Genomic DNA, 22,062 nt, shown 5'->3' with positions numbered 1-22,062 from the left:
ATATCTTGTCTTAATAACGGCTCGCCACCCGTAAAAGTCCAATCACACACGCCCGCCGCTTTTAATTGTACCAATAATTCACGCAATGGTTGCGCCGCCGCTGGCAGCCGCGCTGTCGCCATTGCCAATCCTTCTTCATGGCAAAAAAAGCATTGGTAATTGCATTTCTCCGTGACTGAAAAGCGCACCGCGTGTTGTTTAAATGCCGGCGGACTGTATGATAACTCTGCATCAGACACCAATTTCATCCCCCAGTGTTGATATTTTAATTACCGTGACCTGTTGTATTAAATATGATTCCAGAGAAAATCAATAAGACAGGCTGTCTTTAGCTTGGACGATGCGACTAACTCTAATTAGCTAACTAGACACATCTTCATTAGCTAACATGTCATTTCGACGGCGCGTTGTATTACAAATATCCCTCACCAATTAGGCAAGCAAAATCGCTTCACACCGCTCGAAATGACAATAAGATCATAACCGCCATACGTTTTCTTAACGCAAGCAATTTATACAATCGTCAACCATTCAAAATGATTATTAGAACGACCATGCACCTGATCAAAAAAGTGCTGTTGCAACCGTTCGGTAATCGGGCCGCGACTGCCCATTCCAATTTGCCGTCCATCAATTTCACGAATTGGCGTCACCTCCGCCGCAGTACCAGTAAAAAACGCCTCATCCGCAATGTACACTTCATCGCGTGTAATCCGCTTTTCAATCACCGTTAAATCCAATTCCTGTGCCAATGTCATCACTGTTTTGCGCGTCACACCATCAAGTGCCGACGTTAAATCTGGCGTATACAGCACTCCATCACGAATAATAAAAATGTTTTCACCACTACCCTCCATCACATAGCCCTGTGCATCAAGTAACACCGCTTCGTCATAACCATCACGCAATGCTTCCTGTAATGCCAACATCGAGTTCATATAATTACCATTCGCTTTTGCGCGGCACATAGTGACATTGACATGATGGCGCGTGAATGATGACACCCGCACCCGAATGCCGCGCTTCATATTATCTTCACCTAAATATGATCCCCACTGCCACGCGGCAATAATGCCATGAACTTGCAAATTATCCGCTCGCAAACCCATTCCTTCTGAGCCATAAAAGATCATTGGGCGAATATAGGCCGAAGTCAAATGATTTGCCCGCACGACCTGACAGTGCGCCGCATTTAAAGTGTCCTGATCCCAGGGAATCGGCAACCCTAAAATATGCGCTGAATTAAATAACCGACGTGTATGATCCTGCAAACGAAAAATCGCCGTACCATTAGCCGTTTCATACGCTCGTACCCCTTCAAAAACGCCCAAACCATAATGCAATGTGTGGGTTAAAACATGCGTTTGTGCCTCACGCCAGGGAACTAATTCGCCGTCATACCAAATAAAACCATCTCGATCTGCCATGCTCATTGCTTAAGTGACTCCAGAATTAAAAATTAAGTGTATTGGATTACCAATAACCCCTGTTAGGCAGATAATAGTAACCTAACATCCACCCAAAAATCACGATTAAATCTCGCCGAGTGATTAGATTGAATACCATTTAGACAGCAATTAAACTTTACAATCTGCTGTGCTGTGAATGATGAGTTAGTCCGTCGCATCATCCATTATATGCTGCCACCATGCAATGACGGTGGCCCGTACTGCGGTCAAGCAGTCATTTTTCACTACCCCCGGTGCATCTTGCAACGCTTGACTATGGTACGCCGTGCGCAATGTTTTATACGCTTCAGTTAATTCAGCCGCCGCTAGACTAGGTAATAACGCCAATTGCTCCAAGGTCGCTAACAATCGAATATTATCAGTCCATTCAGTCAATTCTGAATGCGTTGCCGCCCAGCGCAATACCGCGTATTGCACCATAAATTCAATATCAGCAATACCGCCTGCGCCCTGTTTTAAATCGAATTGTTCCGCTGTACTTCGATCTAAAGCCGAACGCATTTTCATTCGCATTGCCGCCACCTCAGTACGCAATTTATTCGCCGTTCTTGACTGTGTTAATACGGTATGACGAACTGCTTGGAAGCGAGTGATTAATTGCGCATCGCCCACCACCGCTCGCGCTCGCACGAGTGCTTGATGTTCCCATGTCCACGCTTCATGCAATTGATAATCAGCGAATGAATCCAGCGTTCGCGCAATTAATCCTTTATTGCCATCTGGACGCAAACGCGTATCCACTTCATATAAATAACCCGAATAGGTTGGCGTCGTCAAAATGTGAATAAAACGTTGACTTAAACGCAAATAAAACGCTGGCGGCGCATTGCAGCATGTTTCATCATACAAAAACACCAAATCAAGATCAGAATGATACCCTAACTCAATGCCACCAAATTTACCATAACCAATTATAATGAAGCCCGGCGTGAATTCACCATGATTTAATATGGGTAATTCATACCGGTCACATAACCCGTTCCACGCCAACCGCAATGCGTGTCTTACTGTCACCTGTGCAATATCGGTTAAATAATCACTCACCACCATTAATGGAATCACGCCAGTTACATCCGCCGCCGCCACGCGCAAGCATTGCCCATGCGCGAATTGACGCAAGCGCTCCATTTGCTGTTCTAAATCATCCACTGCTACGGTAGCAAGTAATGTAGTTAATTCACGTTCTAATTCTGCGCTTCGTAATGGTGCAAATAAGCGGCGCGGATCGAGCAGCTCGTCTAATAATAATGGTTGCCGCGCCGTGCGTTCACTAAACCAGGGACTCATGGCACATAAACGCACCAATTGTTTCAATGCTTCAGGGCGTTCAACTAATAACGCAAGATACGCCGTGCGGCCAGTAATTGCCTCTAATACCCGCAATAACCGTTCTAAAATCAATACTTGAGACACGCTATTTTTATTGTGCTGCATTAAATGATGCAACAGTTTTGGCATCAATCGTTCTAACCGTTCACGTCCCCGTTGACTTAATCCTTTGCGCGCCATCAACTGTTCAAATTGTAATAAACGTGTATGTATCAATAATGCCTCATCACTATTAAACCCCAATTGATGTAACACGACGACGGCGCGTTCTGGTGTGGAATCAATCGGCCATAATTCAGATGAATCAATAACGACACAATCTTGATCTGTCGTCAATTGTTCGGCAATGCTGGCATCAAATTGTGCTTGCACCAATTCACGATGGCATTGTAATTCATTATAACACGCATTCCAATTATCATAACCTAATGAATGTGCTAATCGTAAACGATCATTATCTGCTATTGGTAATGTATGAGTTTGGCGATCTTGCCATGCTTGCAATCGATTTTCTAATCGGCGCAAAAAGGTATATGCAGCAACGAGTCCATTCACCGCTGCCATTGGTAAAATTGCTTTTTCACCTAATAATCGCAGCACTGTTAAAATTGGGCGCACTTGTAACTCTGGTTCACGCCCACCACGAATTAACTGAAAGGCCTGTCCAATAAATTCAATTTCTCGAATTCCACCTGGCCCCAACTTAATATTGTCAGCTAACCCTTTGCGTTGCAATTCACGATCAATTAACTTTTTTAAGTGGCGTAGTGATGCAATAGCGGCAAAATCTAAATAGCGTCTATACACAAATGGGTTTAATATTGCCATCAATTCGTTGGTTGCGGCGGGTGTTCCGGCAATGACTCGTGCTTTAATCATGGCGTAACGTTCCCATTCCCGTGCTTGCGCTTGATAATAGGCTTCTAGTGCATCAAAACTCATTACCAATGGGCCTGAATCACCAAAAGGGCGTAACCGCGTATCAACGCGAAATACGAATCCATCGGCAGTTTGTGTATCTAAAACATGAATTAACCGCTGACTCAGGCGGATAAAAAACTGTTCACTACTGAGCGGGCGTGGACCGCTGCTGACCTCACCATGACTTGGAAAGGCAAAAATTAAATCAATATCCGATGATAAATTCAATTCACCCGCGCCAAGTTTACCCATTGCCAATACGACTAATGATTGCGGTTGACCATTTGTATCATTCGGTACGCCGTATTCGGCAATATGCCATGCATATAAACGTGCTAATGCGTGTTGTACACAAACGTCAGCTAAAGTTGTTAACCCAATAAAGGTGTCGGATAAACTTGCCCAATTAGCCAATTCACGCCAAATGATACGAATCATTTGAATACAACGGAATTGACGCAGGACGCTTGCTAATTGCGTTTCATCAGTGACATGATTAAGTAATGTATCAAGCTGTGCCGCGAAATTAAAATTGGCACTAGGGCGTAATAAATCACCACTGACAATGAGTTCGGCAAAGCGCGCCGGGTCACGGGCGACATTGACAGCGACAAATTCACTCGCCGTCCATACTAACGCCCGAGCAGTTAAAAATGCTGAATCTTCAGGTACTTGCATATCATGGGTTGCCGCCCAATTTAGCCAAGTTTGCCAGTGGTGTTCCATCGGTGTGAGATCAACGTTGGTCATATTTACTGCGCCATTAATAAAAATAAAGTGTTCACTCGTATAAAATAGTTGTGTACATTACTAAATAATTATTCAATAAAATCAGTTGGTTAAAAGTAAGTTTTTGAGTGCTGCTATTGTAATTCTATCAAATTGATACTATTCGTGATCTAAAATGCAGGGTACAGAGATTGTGAACAGTGATATGACAGCGACAAGTCGTTCAAATTTTGTTAAAATCCCCTGACATTTGACTGGTAAATTTAACTTTTTTATTCAATTAACATGATGCACCAAGCGAATACTGAAGCAATTTTAATTGTTGATGACCATGTTGATAATTTGAGAATTCTTTCCAATATTCTTAAACATGATTACCGCGTGAGAGCCGCAACCAGTGGAGAAGAAGCATTGCGGTTATTAGCAGTCGTTTCACCTGTTCCTGATTTAATTTTATTAGATATTATGATGCCTGGTATGGATGGGTACACTGTATGCAAAGAAATAAAAGCGGATTTGCGCACTCGTGAAATTCCAGTTGTTTTTTTGACTGCCCGTAATCAACCGGAAGATGAGTTTCAGGGGTTCGCTGTTGGGGCAGTTGATTATGTCACTAAACCGGTCAATCCACCATTATTATTAGCGCGTATTCAGGCGCAGTTGGCGCTTGCGGCACAATTAAAACAAGCGCGTAAAACATTAGAAGCGGGTAATCGGTTTGTTGCTAAAGTCATTCGGGAACGCGATGCTAGTGAAGCACATGTAGCGCGTTTGGAACATGAAATTGCCGAACGTGAGCGCGCTGAAGCGGCTTTGCGTGAAAGTCAGGCGCGGTTTATTCGCTTAACACGGGGCTTGAAAGATCACGTTTTATTTTTCACACATTCATTGCAAGGTGAGTTGTTATATGTGAGCGAAGGATTTGAATTTTTAAGTGTCACCTCGCATGAAGAAGCCATAGGGCAACTTTGGTCTGACGTTGTGGATTGGACGCCAGAATCATTAGATCATGGTTTGGAACAAAACCGCCTATTATTAGCAGGGGATATTACTATTGCAGAATTTGAAATGGCATATCAACATCCAACATTTGGCCTGCGTTATTTGACTCTCCATGAATACCTTATTCATGAACAAGGTCGTGTATTAATTGAAGGTGTCGCTATTGATGTGACACGACAAAAACTACAGGAAGCACAATTGCGCACATTAGTTCGTGCGGTAGAACAAGCGTCAGCATCTATTGTTGTTTCGGATCATGTTGGTAATATTATCTATATAAATCCATATTTTACTCAAATCACGGGTTACTATAAAGAAGAAATTATTGGCAAAAATCCGCGTATTCTTAAATCCGGCGAACATAATCAAGAATTTTATCAAACAATGTGGGCTACGCTCTCTAGTGGACAAACATGGCGCGGCGAAATTGTTAATCGTAAAAAAGATGGTAGTTTATTTTGGGAGTCGACCAGTATTTCACCTATCTTAGATACCAATGGGGCTGTGGTTAATTATGTTTCAGTCAAAGAAGATATTAGTGATCGCAAATCCTTAGACCGTCTAAAAGAAGACGTTGAACGCATCATGCGTCATGATTTAAAAACACCACTCAATGCTATTATTGGTTTTCCACAGGTCTTAGAATTTGATGATAATTTAACAGATGAGCAACGCGAAATTTTAGCGTTAATTAAAGAATCGGGGCAAAAAATGTTAGATATGATAGATGCATCATTGGATTTATTTAAAATGGAAACGGGGCGCTATATCTATATGCCACAATCCGTAGATATTATCGAGTTATTGTTGCAATTAGCAAAGATTACACAGCCGCGTTTAGAAGAAAAACAGCTACATATTGAATTAACACTCGGAGGATGCTGTGTACACGTTGAAAAACAACTATTAGTACGCGCTGATCGAAGATTGTTGTTTTCTATTTTATCTAATTTGTTGAGCAACGCAATTGAAGCTTCGCCCCCAGCTGAAATAATTACTATTGATCTAGAACAACAAGAGGCTGTTACTTTAGCCATGTGCAATATTGGCACTGTTGCCGAAGCTATTCGCAAACATTTTTTTGAAAAATACAAAACCTATGGCAAACAAGGCGGTACTGGGCTTGGCACTTATTCAGCCAAGCTAATGTCAGATGTCATGGGGTTTAAGATTTATATGGATACTTCTGACACCGAAAACCGCACCTGTATTTGGCTAACCATGCCATCATCTGTTTAATTTTTATCCTATAATAATTGCATTTTCATTATGCCATGCAACGTTTTAGTACCTATGTTTTTTATTCATTTTGATAAAAAAAATGATTTAAATTTAATGGCATGGCTAGTTGTGACTAGCATCTTCATATTAATTCCCTTGTCAACCCATGCTGCTGTTACTCACAAAAAACACTCTTTAACCCCAGTGACACTCCAGCTTACATGGAAACATCAATTTGAATTTGCTGGATTTTATGCTGCTATTGCAAAAGGTTTTTACCGTGATCGTGGTCTGGAAGTCACGTTGCGGGAATATCAATCAGATTTAGATGTCTGTGCAGAAGTATTATCTGGGCGAGTGACTTACGGTTTAACTAATAGCAGTGTAATTAGTTGGCGACTGACTGAAAAACCTGTCAAGTTATTAGCTAATTATTTTAAAAAACCGGCATTAGTACTACTCAGTCAGTCCGGACTGCGTACCTTAGATGATCTGCGTGGTAAACGTTTAATGATGACAGATCAAGAATTAAATACACCACTTATTCAGTCCGCTTTGCGTGAAGCTGGTTTAGTTCCCGGCAGCAATATCACCATTGTGCCACATACCTTCAGTACCACCGCTTTTATTCGTGGCGAAATAGAAGCTATGACCGCATTTCTGAGTAACGAGCCGTTTGAACTTGAACAAAAAGGGGTGGCATTTCAAATCATAGAACTTACGAGTTATTTGCCAGGGTTAGGTGATGATTATCTATTTACCACTAACGCCGAAGTTAATAACCATCCAGAACAAACCCGTGCTTTTATTGAAGCCAGCAATCAAGGTTGGCAATATGCTCTGGATCATCCTGATGAAATCATTGAGCTGATTTTAAATCGTTATACACAGCGTAAATCGCGTGAAGCATTGCAGTATGAAGCAAAAAAAATACGCCAATTAATGTTAACTAACATATCGCCTATTGGAACAATTTCAACGGAAAGAATCAGCTTGGCAGCCAACAGTTTATTAGAAGCTGGACAAGAAGGTGACCGTGCCAATCTCAATAATTTTTTATTTGATCAATGGCTAAATACCGACCAGATTATTTTATCGGATGCCGAACATGCATGGATTGCTAAACATCCCAAAGTAGTCTTTGGTACAGATGAACGTTGGTACCCTTTTGTACAGGTTAAAGAAGATGGTAGCATTATTGGGATTGAACCAGATTTATTAGCACGCATTCGCGCTTTGACCGGCTTGAATATTCGATTAAAACTAGGGCATTGGTCTGATATTGTTGAAGAAGCAGAACGTGGTGAATTAGATGGATTAGCAATTTCTGCCGCACTGCCAGAACGGGCTGATCGCTTTTTATTTACTGATAGCTATTATAGCGTATCACGGTTTATTTTTACTCGTGGCGGCATTACCTCGCCGTTACGCACTATGTCAGACTTGAATGGCAAGCGTGTCGGTTATTTGCGTGGGGTTGCAGCAGAAAGCAATTTATTAGCGAAGTGGCCAACAATTATTGCAGTTGAAGATGAATTCAACAATTTAATTACTCAACTGCTTTCTGGTCAAATTGATGCCATTGTTTCGTCACTCGCACTACTACCCATTTTACGCAAACAGTTAATTCCAGATATTGGCGTCGCTTTTCCCATACCTAGTAGTGAAACCAAGCTGTGTTATTCGGTACTTAAAAAGTATCCAGAGCTGCATAGCATCATAAATAAAGCCTTGGCAGTGATTGGACAAAAGACGATTGATAACATCCTCGCACAATGGGGTACAGTTATTCCTGAAACTGCAATACCGTTAATACTCACAGCGGAAGAACGTGACTGGTTGGTTGCGCACCCCAAAATTGTTTTAGGTATTTCAGATCAATTTCAACCTGATATTATAGTTAATCCTGACGGTGGTTACACAGGATTAGTGGCAGATTATATTGAACTAATCAACCGACAGTTAGGTGATCGTATTATTCTACATGTTGAAAGTGACTGGCAAACAGTTACTAATAAAGCAATAACACATACCATTGATGGTTTAGCATTATCATCACCCAATCCAACTTGGGATCAGCACTTTATTTACACTGATCCATTTTATCAAGGCTATCTTTACTATTATGCCTTATCAGAACATCCAATCATTCATCGGTTAGATGAACTTGGTGGTAAACGAGTGGGTTATCTATCTGGCATGAAAAAGATAGAGCATTTATTAGAAACCCAATCAAACATTATCGCTATTGGATTTAACAGTAATGAAATAATGGCGCAAGCGCTGTTGGAAAAGCGCGTAGATGTGGTAGTTGGATTAATTGATTTCGAGTGGTGGCGGCAGCACAACATTCAATTAGCCATGCGCATTGTCGGCGTTGTTGAAAATAGCCGTCATCCAGCGGTGATGTCTATTCGTAATGACTGGTCAATACTCGCACAAATTTTAAATAAGGTACTGCGCAATCTGTCACCTTCTGAACAAGAACGTATTCGGCAACGTTGGTTGACAAACACCAGTTCAATACTTGCGGCGACCACTGAATTATTATTATCATCCAGCGAATCTGCATGGTTAGCTAAACATCAAGTCATTCGCTATGGCATCTATTCTGATTGGGCGCCGATTGAATACCTAGATCAAAACCAACACGCCGCTGGCATTGTCCCCGAATATCTCAGCTATTTAGAACGCTTATTGAATATTCGTTTTGAGGCAATACCTGTTAAAAATTGGACAGTGGGACTGCAGTTACTGGAGCGTGGTCATATTGATATATTACCTGCACTTGCGCAAACGCCCGAGCGCCAACTAACCTTTCATTTCACACCGCCCTATCTCACGTTTCCAGTCGCTATTTTTGCACCAATTGATGCGCCATTTTATGGCAATTTAGATGCACTTGCGGGCAAGCGTGTTGGCGTAGTTGCTGATTACACCCTGTCTAATTGGTTATATCACGATCATCCTGAACTCACATTACAATCATTTCTGGATATTAATAGCGCATTACATGCAGTTGCAGCATATGAAGTGGATGCCGTAATTAGTGGTTTAGTCACCACAAGTCATGCAATTAGTCACACTGGTTTAATTCAAATTCGCATGGCTGGTACGACGCCGTATGAAATCGCATTAAGTATGGCAGTCCGAAAAGATTGGGCGATTTTAGCTGAATTATTAACCCGCGCACTCGCCGCTATTCCACAACATGAACGCGACAGTATTCAAAGTCGTTGGATACAAGTATCGCATCCAACAATTATTGATTACATGCTCGTTTGGCAAATTGTCGGCGTTGGTTTGTTGGTGTTAATGATCGTATTGCATTGGAATCGCAAATTGATGCGTGAAATTAAAAAACGCCGCCGCGCTGAATATGTGGTATCCCGTCACCGGGCAATTCTACGCGCCACATTGGATGCTACAGATGATGGTATTCTGGTGGTCAATGCCGACGGCATTGTTTTAATTATCAATGCGCGTTTTCAACAACTCTGGTATCTACCGGATGAATTGGTGTTATTAGGTCAAGAATCACGTTTATTAGTACACATGTTTGGTCAATTAGCGGATGTCGAAGATTTACCGCAGTTTAATACAGCTTCCGTTGATGCCAGCGAACGATCTGTCCGCGATCTATTGTATTTAAAAGATGGACGCATTTTTGAACGCTATACGCGATCATTAAAAATAGATCAACAACCGGCGCGATTGTGGTCATTTCGTGACATCACCGAACATCAAAAGCTACAAACAACCTTAAAAGAAACCAAAGAATTAGCTGAATTAGCTAATCGTGCTAAAAGTGACTTTTTAGCAAACATCAGCCATGAAATTCGCACCCCAATGAATGCTGTAATGGGCATGTTACATTTGTGTTTAGATACCGAACTCACAGCACAACAGCATAGTTATTTAGAAAAATCCTATAGCGCATCGCAAGCATTATTTAGTTTGTTAAATGACATTTTAGATTTTTCCCGTATTGAAGCTGGGCGTTTAACATTAGAAACAGTTGAATTTGAATTGGATATGGTACTGAATCATGTGGCGGCTGTTATTGGTTATGCCGCCGAAGAAAAGGGTTTAGCATTTCGGTTAGAACGCGCTACGGGTGTGTCCCGTGCTTTGCTGGGTGATCCGTTGCGATTAGAGCAAATTCTCACTAATTTAGGCGATAATGCCGTCAAATTTACCGAACAAGGAGAGGTGCGTATTCACACGCATTGGCACACGATTGAATCAAATCGCGCATTACTTGAAGTGCGCGTACAAGACACGGGTATTGGTATTCCCCCAGAAAAGATGAAATGTTTATTTGAACCCTTTAGTCAAGGCGACAATTCCAGTACTCGTCGTTATGGCGGTACTGGATTAGGATTAGCGATTAGCCAACATTTGGTAGATATGATGGGTGGCGTTATTAAAATAGATAGTCGCGTGGGTAATGGCAGCACGTTTCATTTCCAAGTGTGGTTTAGTTTAGCCTGCACTGCCGCATTACCCGCCCCGGCAATTGCGTATCCCGCAGATGTCATACCCATAACACCAGCGGCAGATTTTGAATCTGTTTTATTAGCGCTTGAAGCACCTCTGACACTCAGTGCTAATCTGTGTGCCGTATTAATTCAATTGCACAGTTTAGTCAGTGATCACGACCCAACTGCCGAAGATGTATTACGCGATGCTCAACCGTTATTAGCTGCCGCCTTACCACCTGTAGTTATCAAAATGCTCACTGATACCATTGAAGATTATCATTTTGAAACGGCGGCGGCGCATTTAGAACGTTTGCTTTCCACTCAATCAGTGGATTGAGTGAAGGTGAAATACCTAGCAAAGGCCAAACAATGAGTTGTTTTAACTTAATCCATATTAACCAACAGGACTACGCATCCCAATCAATCCCAATTGGCGGTGACAATCAATTGCCTTTATCAGTTCAAAACAGTGAGATTTTTAATTAACACCGCACCAGAAAATGACTTACCTAGTCATTTTTAATCACTACAACGAATAGAATTTACATCATGTTTGGATTTGGTAAAAAGAAACAGCCGCTTGCCGCATCATCTATCACCACCGCACCAATTGCACCGCCTGAGCCGCCCGCATCAATGCCTGTTGTTGAAAATACACACTTGGCGGCAAATGAGGTAAAATTGCCTAAAACAGGTTTGCTGACGCGCCTGCGTGAACGGTTGCGGCATGACACCACGCCCACTGCGCCTGCGCTTGAAGCGCCGTCACCCGTAGCAAAATTACAACCTGTTGTGGAATTGCAACCCAAGGTCATCATCAGCGTTACAGAACCCGTGCCGGCGCCTCCAATGGCGACCACTTCACCAGCCGCTTCACGCATTTTGGCTGCCGCGCAACAGGTGCGTGAAAATGCAACAGCTACAAGCGGTGGGGTGTTAAGCAATTTGCGCGAACGATTAGCGCGAACACGAGCGGTGCTGACAGCAGATGTTGGTGATTTGTTGCGTGGCCGCAAAGAAATTGATGCCGCATTGCTGGAAGAACTGGAGACGCTGTTGCTAACAGCCGACGTTGGTGTTCCCGCAACAACGCGCATCATTGCGGATTTGACGGCGCAGGTACAACGTCACGAATTGGCGCGGCCGGCGGCGCTAGTGGCGGCGTTGCGTGACGAATTGCGCGCCCTCGTGTTGAATAGTACCGCGCCAGTGCGCCAACCGCAGGCCGGTCATCCGCAGGTGATTTTGATGGTTGGCGTCAACGGTGTTGGCAAAACAACCACAATTGGTAAATTGGCACGGCAACTACAGTTGGAGGGAAATCACGTCATGTTGGCGGCAGGCGACACTTTTCGGGCGGCGGCGGTGGAGCAATTGCAGGTGTGGGGTGAACGTAACCAAGTAACAGTTATTGCGCAGGCACCGGGCGCAGATCCGGCGGCGGTGATTTTTGATGCGTTGCAAGCCGCCACGGCGCGTGGAATGGATGTGTTAATTGCCGATACGGCGGGGCGATTGCACACGAAACTTAATTTAATGGAAGAATTAAAAAAAATCGTTCGGGTAATGAAAAAACTTGATCCAGATGCGCCGCATGAAGTGATGCTCGTCGTTGATGCCACGACGGGACAAAATGCGTTGCATCAGGCACAGGAGTTTAATCGTGCTGTGCCATTAACTGGTATTACTTTGACTAAATTAGATGGCACTGCAAAGGGTGGGGTGTTATTTGCATTAGTGGATGCGCTCAAGGTACCCATTCGTTTTATTGGCGTTGGTGAAGCAATTGAAGACTTGCGTTATTTTCAAGCAGAAGAATTCCTCGATGCGTTATTATCGCCGTAATCAAGTTTGATTAAACCCATGCAGGATTTCTATTAAAATTACAATGTTGTACTGACTGGTTCACCGCATTTAAATAGATGTTAGCAAAATTACCCTATTACCATTCTAACCCATCCAGCCTATTGGATAGCGATAATGATTCACAAAGATACCTCCAACATCAAAGTGAAAATAGGTCTGGTTTTTTTGTTATGGCTGCTATTGATTGGTGTGTCATTTGGGTGGAATTTACATCAAGCACGAATGGCCCGCAGTCAAATTGCGATTGAAACTGCCCGCGCTTTTTTTCAACAAATTTTATTAACCCGGCGTTGGAATGCCCGGCATGGTGGAATCTATGTGCCAATTACCGCGCAGACCCAACCTAATCCATATCTTAAAGTGGCAGATCGGGATCTGCGCATTTCTGACACATTAACATTGACTAAAGTTAATCCAGCATACATGACCCGTCAATTGGCTGAACTGGCTAAAGAAGAAAACAATATTCAATTCCATATTACCAGTCGTATGCCAGTTCGGCCCGAAAATTATGCGGATGATTGGGAAACGATTGCTTTATTAGCATTTGAAAATGGCATAAAAGATATTGGCGAGTTCATTGGCACGAGCGATATGCAACGCTATCGTTATATGGCAGTGTTAATGACTGAAAAACCGTGTTTGCAATGCCATGCAGAACAGGGTTATCAATTGGGTGACGTGCGGGGCGGGATTAGTATTACGTTGCCATATGTCATGCCATTACCCTGGCGTTCATTAACAATTACCCATGCTGGGTTGGCAATTGTTGGTGGCTTGTTAATTCTTATTATGGGCAATTTATTAAAGCGTTCTTATAATCAATTACGCCAGCAAGCCGCATTTGATGCGCTGACTTCAATTCCAAATCGGCGTTATTTTATTGAAAATCTCATTGAAGAATTTCGGCGCGGCCGGCGTGAAAGAACGCCATTATCACTCGTGATTTGTGACATTGACAACTTCAAAAGCTACAATGATAACTTTGGTCACCAAGCGGGTGATGGATGTTTGCGCACAGTGGCACAAACGCTGAGTGATAATTTACAACGCGGGGGCGATTTTTGCGCCCGTTATGGCGGTGAAGAATTTGTTGTTGTATTGCCCAATACGTCAATTAACAATGCGGTACAGGTTGCTGAAAAAATGCGTGAAGCCGTTGCTAATTTGAATATGTGCCACCCCGCTTCAACGTTTGGGATCGTGACTATTAGCATGGGAGTTGCAATGGATGATGTACGCAATCCTGACCATGAAACTTTAATTCGCCATGCTGACGGCGCGCTTTATCGTGCTAAAGAAACCGGGCGTAATCGCGTTGAAGCGCATTACCCAACGCTGACAACAGTTCAGCCGCATCAGCGGCCCAAATCACGGCATTCAAAACGCCATCATCATCATTAAATGCACTTTTTTTATTTACAAAATTTCGTTGCAAAATGGTCGTTTTTGTGTGTGATCTCAATTCAGCGCTATTCTCCATACATGAACAACAAGACGAAGAATAGCAAAGAACATGCAGATCAAAGTGAATTGCTAAAATTCCCGTGTGTTATCTAACTCGCCGTTGGTGCGATGGGTGTTAATCGCCAAATATCACGGTTATATTCGGCAATGGTGCGATCAGCTGAAAAATAACCACTAGACGCTGTATTGAGAATACTCATGCGTAACCAATGATCTCGATCTTGAAATGCACTAGCAGCGCGTTCTTGAGCGTGACAATAACTTTCAAAATCTGCCGCAGTGAGCCATGGGTCATGCGGATCACGAATACCGCGAATAATCGGATTAAAAATGCCCTGCTCAAACTGATTAAAATGTCCCGATTCAAGTAGGTGCAAAACATCGCGTAACGCGGGGGTATTCGCAATAATATGATTGGGATCATAATGATGCCGGGTGTGTTCGACTTGTTCTGCCGTCAGCCCAAATAAAAAGAAATTATCATCGCCAACATGTTGACGAATTTCAATATTTGCACCATCGAGCGTTCCAATAGTTACAGCACCATTCATCATAAATTTCATATTACCAGTGCCAGATGCTTCTTTACCGGCGGTAGAAATTTGTTCTGATAGATCAGTGCCAGGGGCTAATATTTCCATGACAGACACGCGATAATCTGGAATAAATGCGACACGCAGCCAGGGATTGACCACTGGGTCAGCATTGACAACAACTGCCACGTTGTTAATTAGTTTAATAATTAACTTGGCCATTTCATAGCCTGGAGCTGCTTTACCGCCAATTAAAACACAACGCGGAATATCTGTACCACGATGCCCCTGTTTTAAGCGGTTGTACAGATGAATAACGTGGAGAATGTTTAATAGTTGACGTTTGTATTCGTGAATACGTTTTACCTGTACATCAAACAATGCGTCGAGCGGGAATTCAACTTGACAAGTTGTTGCAACCATTGCAGCAACCCGTTCTTTATTAGCGCGTTTAATTACATCCCAGCGGTGGCGAAAGTGCGCATCTTCCGCATAGGGCGCTAATTGTGCTAACTGTGTTAAATCATTAACCCAATCTGTTCCAATCACTTCATTTAATAAATCACGCAAACCCGGGTTACACATGGCTAACCAGCGCCGCGGTGTGACGCCATTGGTTTTATTATTAAACTTCTCTGGCCACAGTTCATAAAAATCACGAAACAGCCCGCTTTTTAATAATTCAGAATGTAACGCGGCAACTCCATTAACAGAAAAGCTACCAACCAATGCTAAATAAGCCATGCGGACTTGTGGATCATCACCTTCTTCAATTAATGACATGCGCCGTTGCCGATCCATGTCACCTGGCCAGTGTGCCGCCACTTGGGATAGAAACCGGGCATTGATTTCATAAATGATTTCTAATAAGCGCGGTAATAATTGACGAAAGATGCGCACTGGCCAGCGTTCTAATGCTTCGGGTAATAACGTGTGATTTGTATATGCCATTGTTTGGCTGGTAATCTTCCACGCTTCATCCCATTCTAAATAATGATCATCTAAAAGCTGACGCATCAATTCTGGAACTGAAATAGCTGGATGGGTGTCATTTAATTGAAAACAATTCTTTTCTGCGAATTGACTAAAATCACGGCCATGCACTCGAATCCATTCCCGCATAACATCTTTAATACTGGCACTGGCAAGAAAATACTGTTGGCGCAAGCGCAATTCTTTACCACATTCATTGGCGTCATTTGGATATAACACCATTGTAATATGTTCGGCATCATTTTTTGCCGCAACCGATTCGGGATAGCTGCCAGCATTGAATTCACCTAGATTAAATTCATCCGTTGCTTCGGCTGACCAAAGGCGTAGGGTATTAATGGTATCATTACGATACCCCGGCACTGGAATATCATAAGGCACAGCAAGTACATCATGGGTTTCTACCCAACGGCGATGAATACGACCGTGTTGATCTTGATAATTTTCAGTTCGGCCACCAAAGCGAATACGCTGGGTATATTCGGGGCGTTCTAATTCCCAGGGATTGCCATCACGCAACCAGTGATCGGGTTCTTCAATTTGATAACCATCATCTAATAATTGACGAAACATGCCGTATTCATAACGCAATCCATAGCCTTTGACGGGCAATTGTAAAGTGGCGCAACTATCAAGAAAGCAGGCGGCTAATCGCCCTAATCCACCATTGCCAAGGCCGGCATCCATTTCGGCGGTTTCGATTTCTTCTAATACCAATCCCATGTCATATAAACTTCGGCGGACGACGTCGGTAATGCCTAAATTGAGTAATCCATTACTCAGGGCGCGTCCCATTAAAAATTCGAGTGATAAGTAATAGGTTTGGCGGCAACCACTGCGGTCACAGGCAAGATGGGTGCGTTTCCAGCGTTCCATTAAACGATCACGCACAGCAATTGCTAATGCTTTATAAGGGTAATACGTTGAACGACACTCTGGATCACTGCCAAAAGTGTAGGCATAATAATGCTGAAATGCCTGCGCCAGTCCCTTTTCGTCCATTGGAAGTGGCGGCAAATTGAATAAAAAGTCATTAGGTGAACTAGCGGTTAAGTCTTTAAACGGCGACATAATTTAGAATCCATATAACAGCAAAAGAATCGAGTTGTTCGCGTGTCAGTCGCAGAAGCGGCTGGCCGGTTTGCCTATTGTAATGGCACCGGGGAGGATTCGGATACTGGCAATTGTCATTCGTGGCTTATTGCGGTAACGTCGTATCCATGTGAATACAGTCTAATTGATTATTTTTTAAGGAATATGATGAAACCTGAACTCATTATTTTTGATTGGGATGGTACGTTGATGGATTCGGCGGCACGGATTGTCGCGTGTATGACATTGGCTTTTCAAGATGTTGCGCAGCCGCCCCCCACGCCGGCGGCAATTCGTGACGTGATTGGTTTGGGACTGGAGGAGGCGATGTTGGTATTGTGGCCGACGGCTGATCCTGAATTGCGCACTCAGGTTGCAGAGCATTATCGTGCGCGTTTTTTAACACCTGATTCAATACCGACACCATTATTTCCTCATGTCGCTCGAGTGATTGAAGAATTATATGCCGGTGGTTGGCTATTAGCGGTGGCAACGGGTAAAAGTCGGCGCGGATTAAATAAGGTGTTAATAGAAAGTCAGCTTGGGCATTATTTTCACGCAACACGCTGTGCGGATGAAACGCGCTCCAAACCGCATCCGCAAATGCTATTCGAGTTATTAGATGAACTGGGGGCGACACCACAATCGGCGTTAATGATTGGTGATACGGTATTTGATTTAGAAATGGCGAATCAAGCAGGGGTGCGGGCATTGGCGGTGGATTATGGCGTGCATTCCCGCGAGCGATTGCTTACCCAATCACCTTGCGGCTGTTTAAGCAGTTTAGCTGAATTACCACAGTGGTTAGTTACATTAGGATAAACATTAATGTCAGACGCCGCCGCTAAATAATTAAATTAAGTGTATTGTGTTGAAAGTAAAAATTACAGAGGTGGGGAAGTGTTGTTTGATTAACAAATCAAAAAAATTGGATATGAATTTGACAAGATATTTGCAGTTAGCATTGACACAATTCATGTCAAATTCAATACGCGATGATGTATTGCAGGTAATCAAGAAGTTAGTGACACCAGCGGAGGTGATTGTGTTAATAACTCAGGTTGAGTCGCTTGATGATCCGGGCGCCTATTGCAGTAACATTTGTGACGATAATGTCACCGTAGCCGGCTTTTTTCTTTTCATAGATTTTGTTGCCGCTTTAATTATTAACTTAGGTGAACCTGCAATAAAAGACATGCAGAAATACTGCAATACCAAACATCCTTTTGTATTCTGGTTAATCCAATATACTAGCGATGACAGATTCCATGATGAGATCATGCTTAAGTTCAATCGAATATTCACCGATTGGCGACACAATTCAACCCTGCGCAACCTAAATGAATGTTGACATGTATTTAGGTTAATTGCATTAAACAATTTTGTAGTATTAGCTAATGACCAATCAACAACGGAAAACGTTGGTTAATTATTAATTGCAACTTTCTGAATTAAAGTGGATTGTGAAATGCTACTTACCATAAGCAGCGCAACGGGCGGGAAAAGCGTTGATTTGGCGGAGAGGGTGGGATTCGAACCCACGGAAGGCTTACGCCTTCACTTGATTTCGAGTCAAGCCCGTTCGGCCGCTCCGGCACCTCTCCAAATACTACAAATTTGCCCCGATTGCTGATGTCAGGCGAGATTGAGGCAGGCGTAACCTGTTGAAATCGTTGGTGGGTGTTGCAGGGATCGAACCTGCGACCCTCGCCTTGTAAGGGCGATGCTCTCCCAGCTGAGCTAAACACCCGCAAAAACAAGCAGCATCATACCAGTTTTTATCCCGGTTGTGATGCTGTGCGCCGCAATTGCGGCCACTTATGATGCTAAAGCATCCTTCAATCCCTTACCCGGCTTAAATGCGGGCGATTTTGATGCGCCAATTTCCAGCGGCTCACCCGTGCGCGGATTACGCCCGGTGCGGGCGGCACGTTCTTTGACCGAAAAAGTACCGAAACCAATGATAGAAACAGTGTCGCCCTGTTTAAGACTTTCGGTAATAGTATCAATCAACGCATCTAACGCACGAGTAGCGGCTGCTTTAGGAATATCTGCGGTTTCCGCCATTGCATCAATCAAATCTGATTTATTCATTATCATTCCTCAAATAACGATATGGGACTGCTTTTAGTTTAATCGACCTAGCACATTTAGCACTTTAATTTAAGAACGCGAAAAAACCGACAACCAATGATCCTACATTCTTTAATGGTGCATGTGCGTATCCGGCAATTGCCGTTTTGTTTCTGTATCTAGCGATGTTTCGGGAGTCGCCGCCGGTTCTGCCGCCGCAACAGGTGGAACTGCATGGGGTTGTTCTGTCAACGCATATCCTAAAACTTCATCAATCCAACGCACCGGACGAATATCCAAATGTTGTTTAATGTTTTTAGGAATTTCAGCAAGATCACGCTCATTTTCATGCGGAATCAATACTATTTCAATACCACCCCGATGTGCAGCTAATAACTTTTCTTTTAAGCCGCCAATCGGTAAAATCTCACCACGCAATGTGATTTCACCCGTCATAGCGACATTAGACCGAATAGGAATGCGCGTCAGTGCTGAAACCAATGCGGTACACATTGCTACCCCGGCACTCGGGCCATCTTTCGGTGTTGCCCCCTCTGGCACATGAATATGCAGATCATTTTTTTGATGAAAATCTGCATCAATCCCTAATGTTTCAGCACGGCTACGCACAACAGTTAATGCCGCCTGAATAGACTCCTGCATGACGTCCCCCAATTGACCGGTATAGGTAAAGTTACCCTTACCCGGCACTAAAGCTGATTCAATCCGCAATAATTCACCGCCTACTTCAGTCCATGCCAAACCGGTGACCTGTCCTACTTGATCGTATTCCTCAGCACGACCAAAACGGAAACGGCGCACCCCCAGATACTTTTCTAATGTTTTTGGCGTAATTACTAAAGCAGTATCACGTTTTTTCAATAAGATTTCTTTCACAACTTTACGGCAAATCTTTGAAATCTCACGTTCTAAATTACGCACTCCAGCTTCACGAGTATAATAACGAATGACATCCCGCAATACTGTTTCACGAATAACCAATTCATCGCGCTTGAGACCATTATTTTTCATTTGTTTTGGCGCAAGATAGCGTTCGGCAATACTGACCTTCTCATCTTCTGTATAGCCTGATAGCCGAATAACTTCCATACGATCTAACAGTGCTGGCGGAATATTCAACGTATTTGCAGTGGCAACAAACATCACTTCAGATAAATCAAAATCTACCTCTAAATAATGATCATTGAAGGTATGATTTTGTTCAGGGTCCAACACTTCCAATAATGCAGATGCCGGATCCCCACGAAAATCCATCGCCATTTTATCAATTTCATCTAGTAAAAAAAACGCATTGCGCGAATTCACTTTAGCAAGATTTTGAATGATTTTACCGGGCAAAGCGCCAATATAAGTGCGCCGATGACCGCGAATTTCGGCTTCATCACGCACTCCACCCAGTGACATGCGCACAAACTTGCGATTAGTTGCCCGTGCAATGGATTGCCCTAATGAAGTTTTACCAACCCCGGGCGGTCCAACCAAACATAAAATCGGCCCCTTTAATTTCCGCACCCGCTGTTGTACAGCTAAATATTCTAAAATGCGTTCTTTAACTTTTTCTAATCCAAAATGATCTGCATCTAATACCTTTTCTGCAACCGAGATGTTGTTGCGAATACGGGTACGCACTTTCCATGGTACTGATATTAACGTATCAATATAATTGCGTACTACCGCCGCTTCTGCGGACATCGGCGACATCAATTTTAATTTATTTAATTCAGCAAGTGCTTTTTCATGCACATCTTTCGGCATACCAACCGCATGAATGCGCCGACTCAGTTCTTCAAATTCATTTGGCGCGTCTTCCAGTTCACCCAATTCTTTTTGAATTGCCTTCATTTGCTCATTTAAATAATACTCGCGCTGATTTTTCTCCATTTGACGCTTGACACGTCCGCGAATACGCTTTTCCATTTGTAGCAGATCATTTTCAGCTTCCATTAACCCCATCAAATGTTCAATGCGTTCTGATATGTCAATCATTTCTAAAACGCGCTGTTTTTCCTCCAACTTCAATGCCATGTGTGCCGCCATTGTATCCGCAAGACGACTGGCATCATCAATACTCGCAAGCGAAGTTAATACCTCGGGCGGCACTTTTTTATTTAATTTAACGTATTGCTCAAACAACGTAACTGCCGAACGCATCAATACTTCTTGTTCACGCTCATCAATCGTCAAGGTTTCTTCTTGCGACGCAACAAACGCACTAAAATATCCATGTTTATCAGAAAATTTTGCGGCGGTAGCGCGATGATGTCCTTCCACCAACACCTTGACCGTACCATCTGGTAATTTCAATAATTGCAAGATGTTGGCAAGGGTACCAACAACATGCAAATCTTTAATATCAGGATCATCAACATCTGCACTTTTTTGTGCCACAAGAAATATTTTCTTATTATGATTCATTGCCGTTTCAAGGGCTTTAATAGACTTATCACGCCCAACAAATAACGGAATGACCATGTGTGGATAAACGACAACATCGCGCAGCGGTAAAACAGCAACTTCTTGCGCAGTTGAAGAGAAAAAATCTGACTCAGAAGGGCGTTCTACCATAAAACTAATTCTCGCTAAATAGATTAATAAAACACCTAGTCATGTTGACACAATGACCACAATGAAACCGAAAATATACTCAGTAAATGCCAACTTTCGGTTGTTTTAATAATGAATGTTCATCCTGAATCTATCGCAGGATGCAACGACATTGAAATTTTTCAGGACAATCAAGAGTTGGTACATGCGTTGTACTAAAACCGAAAAACTCGCTTAGAAAATCTATAACTGCATGTGGAACTAAACCATAATAACCACAATGTTCAACCTCCAGTCCGTCTATCAATACGATCTATT

Annotated in this window: 11 protein-coding genes, 2 tRNA genes and 1 pseudogene; 6 read left to right on the top strand and 8 right to left on the bottom strand. The window is 43.0% G+C overall.

What is annotated here, in order from left to right; all coding sequences use genetic code 11:
* From HUK38_RS15490 to glnE, 3 genes and pseudogenes are all read right to left on the bottom strand, one after another.
* A pseudogene (locus HUK38_RS15490) lies at positions 1-239 on the bottom strand (radical SAM protein); the annotation flags it as partial.
* 273 nt (positions 240-512) lie between these two features.
* Entirely contained in the window at positions 513-1,433 is a 921-nt protein-coding gene (locus tag HUK38_RS02925; protein WP_182582331.1) for a branched-chain amino acid transaminase, read from the bottom strand.
* A 180-nt stretch (positions 1,434-1,613) separates the two neighbouring features.
* Complete coding sequence (gene glnE, locus HUK38_RS02920; protein ID WP_182582330.1) at positions 1,614-4,469, bottom strand: bifunctional [glutamate--ammonia ligase]-adenylyl-L-tyrosine phosphorylase/[glutamate--ammonia-ligase] adenylyltransferase; 2,856 nt, start codon at positions 4,467-4,469, stop codon at positions 1,614-1,616.
* A gap of 264 nt (positions 4,470-4,733) precedes the next feature.
* On the opposite strand from glnE, the gene HUK38_RS02915 reads away from it, so the two are divergent.
* The 4 genes from HUK38_RS02915 (at position 4,734) to HUK38_RS02900 (ending at position 14,425) form a co-directional block, all read left to right on the top strand.
* Entirely contained in the window at positions 4,734-6,689 is a 1,956-nt protein-coding gene (locus tag HUK38_RS02915) for a PAS domain S-box protein (protein ID WP_238787402.1), read from the top strand.
* Positions 6,690-6,785: 96 nt separating this feature from the next.
* Positions 6,786-11,492, top strand: coding sequence for an ABC transporter substrate-binding protein (locus tag HUK38_RS02910; protein ID WP_238787400.1), 4,707 nt, complete (start codon positions 6,786-6,788; stop codon positions 11,490-11,492).
* Between the two features lie 212 nt (positions 11,493-11,704).
* Positions 11,705-13,000 (top strand): signal recognition particle-docking protein FtsY, encoded by a 1,296-nt coding sequence (gene ftsY / locus HUK38_RS02905; RefSeq protein WP_182582326.1) that lies wholly within the window; start codon positions 11,705-11,707, stop codon positions 12,998-13,000.
* Between the two features lie 135 nt (positions 13,001-13,135).
* Positions 13,136-14,425: a diguanylate cyclase gene (locus HUK38_RS02900; RefSeq protein ID WP_182582325.1), complete on the top strand. Its 1,290-nt coding sequence runs from the start codon at positions 13,136-13,138 to the stop codon at positions 14,423-14,425.
* 152 nt (positions 14,426-14,577) lie between these two features.
* On the opposite strand, the gene HUK38_RS02895 is transcribed toward HUK38_RS02900, so the two are convergent.
* Positions 14,578-17,085: a glycogen/starch/alpha-glucan phosphorylase gene (locus HUK38_RS02895; protein WP_182582323.1), complete on the bottom strand. Its 2,508-nt coding sequence runs from the start codon at positions 17,083-17,085 to the stop codon at positions 14,578-14,580.
* A 186-nt stretch (positions 17,086-17,271) separates the two neighbouring features.
* Here HUK38_RS02895 and HUK38_RS02890 point away from each other — a divergent pair, with 186 nt between their 5' ends.
* Positions 17,272-17,928, top strand: coding sequence for an HAD-IA family hydrolase (locus HUK38_RS02890; protein WP_338065346.1), 657 nt, complete (start codon positions 17,272-17,274; stop codon positions 17,926-17,928).
* A 49-nt stretch (positions 17,929-17,977) separates the two neighbouring features.
* Positions 17,978-18,457, top strand: coding sequence for a hypothetical protein (locus HUK38_RS02885; protein ID WP_238787398.1), 480 nt, complete (start codon positions 17,978-17,980; stop codon positions 18,455-18,457).
* A gap of 163 nt (positions 18,458-18,620) precedes the next feature.
* On the opposite strand, the gene HUK38_RS02880 is transcribed toward HUK38_RS02885, so the two are convergent.
* From HUK38_RS02880 to lon, 4 genes are all read right to left on the bottom strand, one after another.
* A tRNA-Ser gene (locus HUK38_RS02880) sits at positions 18,621-18,710 on the bottom strand.
* 70 nt (positions 18,711-18,780) lie between these two features.
* Positions 18,781-18,856, bottom strand: a tRNA-Val gene (locus HUK38_RS02875).
* Positions 18,857-18,924: 68 nt separating this feature from the next.
* Positions 18,925-19,200 carry an HU family DNA-binding protein gene (locus HUK38_RS02870; protein WP_182582318.1) on the bottom strand — a complete coding sequence of 92 codons (276 nt, stop codon included), beginning with the start codon at positions 19,198-19,200 and terminating at the stop codon, positions 18,925-18,927.
* A 111-nt stretch (positions 19,201-19,311) separates the two neighbouring features.
* Positions 19,312-21,765, bottom strand: coding sequence for an endopeptidase La (lon, locus tag HUK38_RS02865; protein ID WP_182582317.1), 2,454 nt, complete (start codon positions 21,763-21,765; stop codon positions 19,312-19,314).
* Positions 21,766-22,062 lie beyond the last annotated feature (297 nt).

The organism is Thiospirillum jenense, from assembly GCF_014145225.1.
Taxonomy (GTDB): Bacteria; Pseudomonadota; Gammaproteobacteria; order Chromatiales; family Chromatiaceae; genus Thiospirillum; species Thiospirillum jenense.
Note: the sequence above shows the minus strand (reverse complement) of the source record. Positions and strands in the feature narration are given on the sequence as shown.

What these genes read in the sequence shown, in the direction of transcription:
- glnE (WP_182582330.1), bottom strand. Translation starts at nt 4,469, where the DNA reads ATGACCAACGTTGATCTCACACCGATGGAACACCACTGGCAAACTTGG.
- HUK38_RS02915 (WP_238787402.1), top strand. Translation starts at nt 4,734, where the DNA reads ATGATGCACCAAGCGAATACTGAAGCAATTTTAATTGTTGATGACCAT.
- ftsY (WP_182582326.1), top strand. Translation starts at nt 11,705, where the DNA reads ATGTTTGGATTTGGTAAAAAGAAACAGCCGCTTGCCGCATCATCTATC.
- HUK38_RS02895 (WP_182582323.1), bottom strand. Translation starts at nt 17,085, where the DNA reads ATGTCGCCGTTTAAAGACTTAACCGCTAGTTCACCTAATGACTTTTTA.
- HUK38_RS02890 (WP_338065346.1), top strand. Translation starts at nt 17,272, where the DNA reads ATGATGAAACCTGAACTCATTATTTTTGATTGGGATGGTACGTTGATG.
- lon (WP_182582317.1), bottom strand. Translation starts at nt 21,765, where the DNA reads ATGGTAGAACGCCCTTCTGAGTCAGATTTTTTCTCTTCAACTGCGCAA.
- HUK38_RS02925 (WP_182582331.1), bottom strand. Translation starts at nt 1,433, where the DNA reads ATGAGCATGGCAGATCGAGATGGTTTTATTTGGTATGACGGCGAATTA.
- HUK38_RS02870 (WP_182582318.1), bottom strand. Translation starts at nt 19,200, where the DNA reads ATGAATAAATCAGATTTGATTGATGCAATGGCGGAAACCGCAGATATT.
- HUK38_RS02910 (WP_238787400.1), top strand. Translation starts at nt 6,786, where the DNA reads ATGGCATGGCTAGTTGTGACTAGCATCTTCATATTAATTCCCTTGTCA.
- HUK38_RS02900 (WP_182582325.1), top strand. Translation starts at nt 13,136, where the DNA reads ATGATTCACAAAGATACCTCCAACATCAAAGTGAAAATAGGTCTGGTT.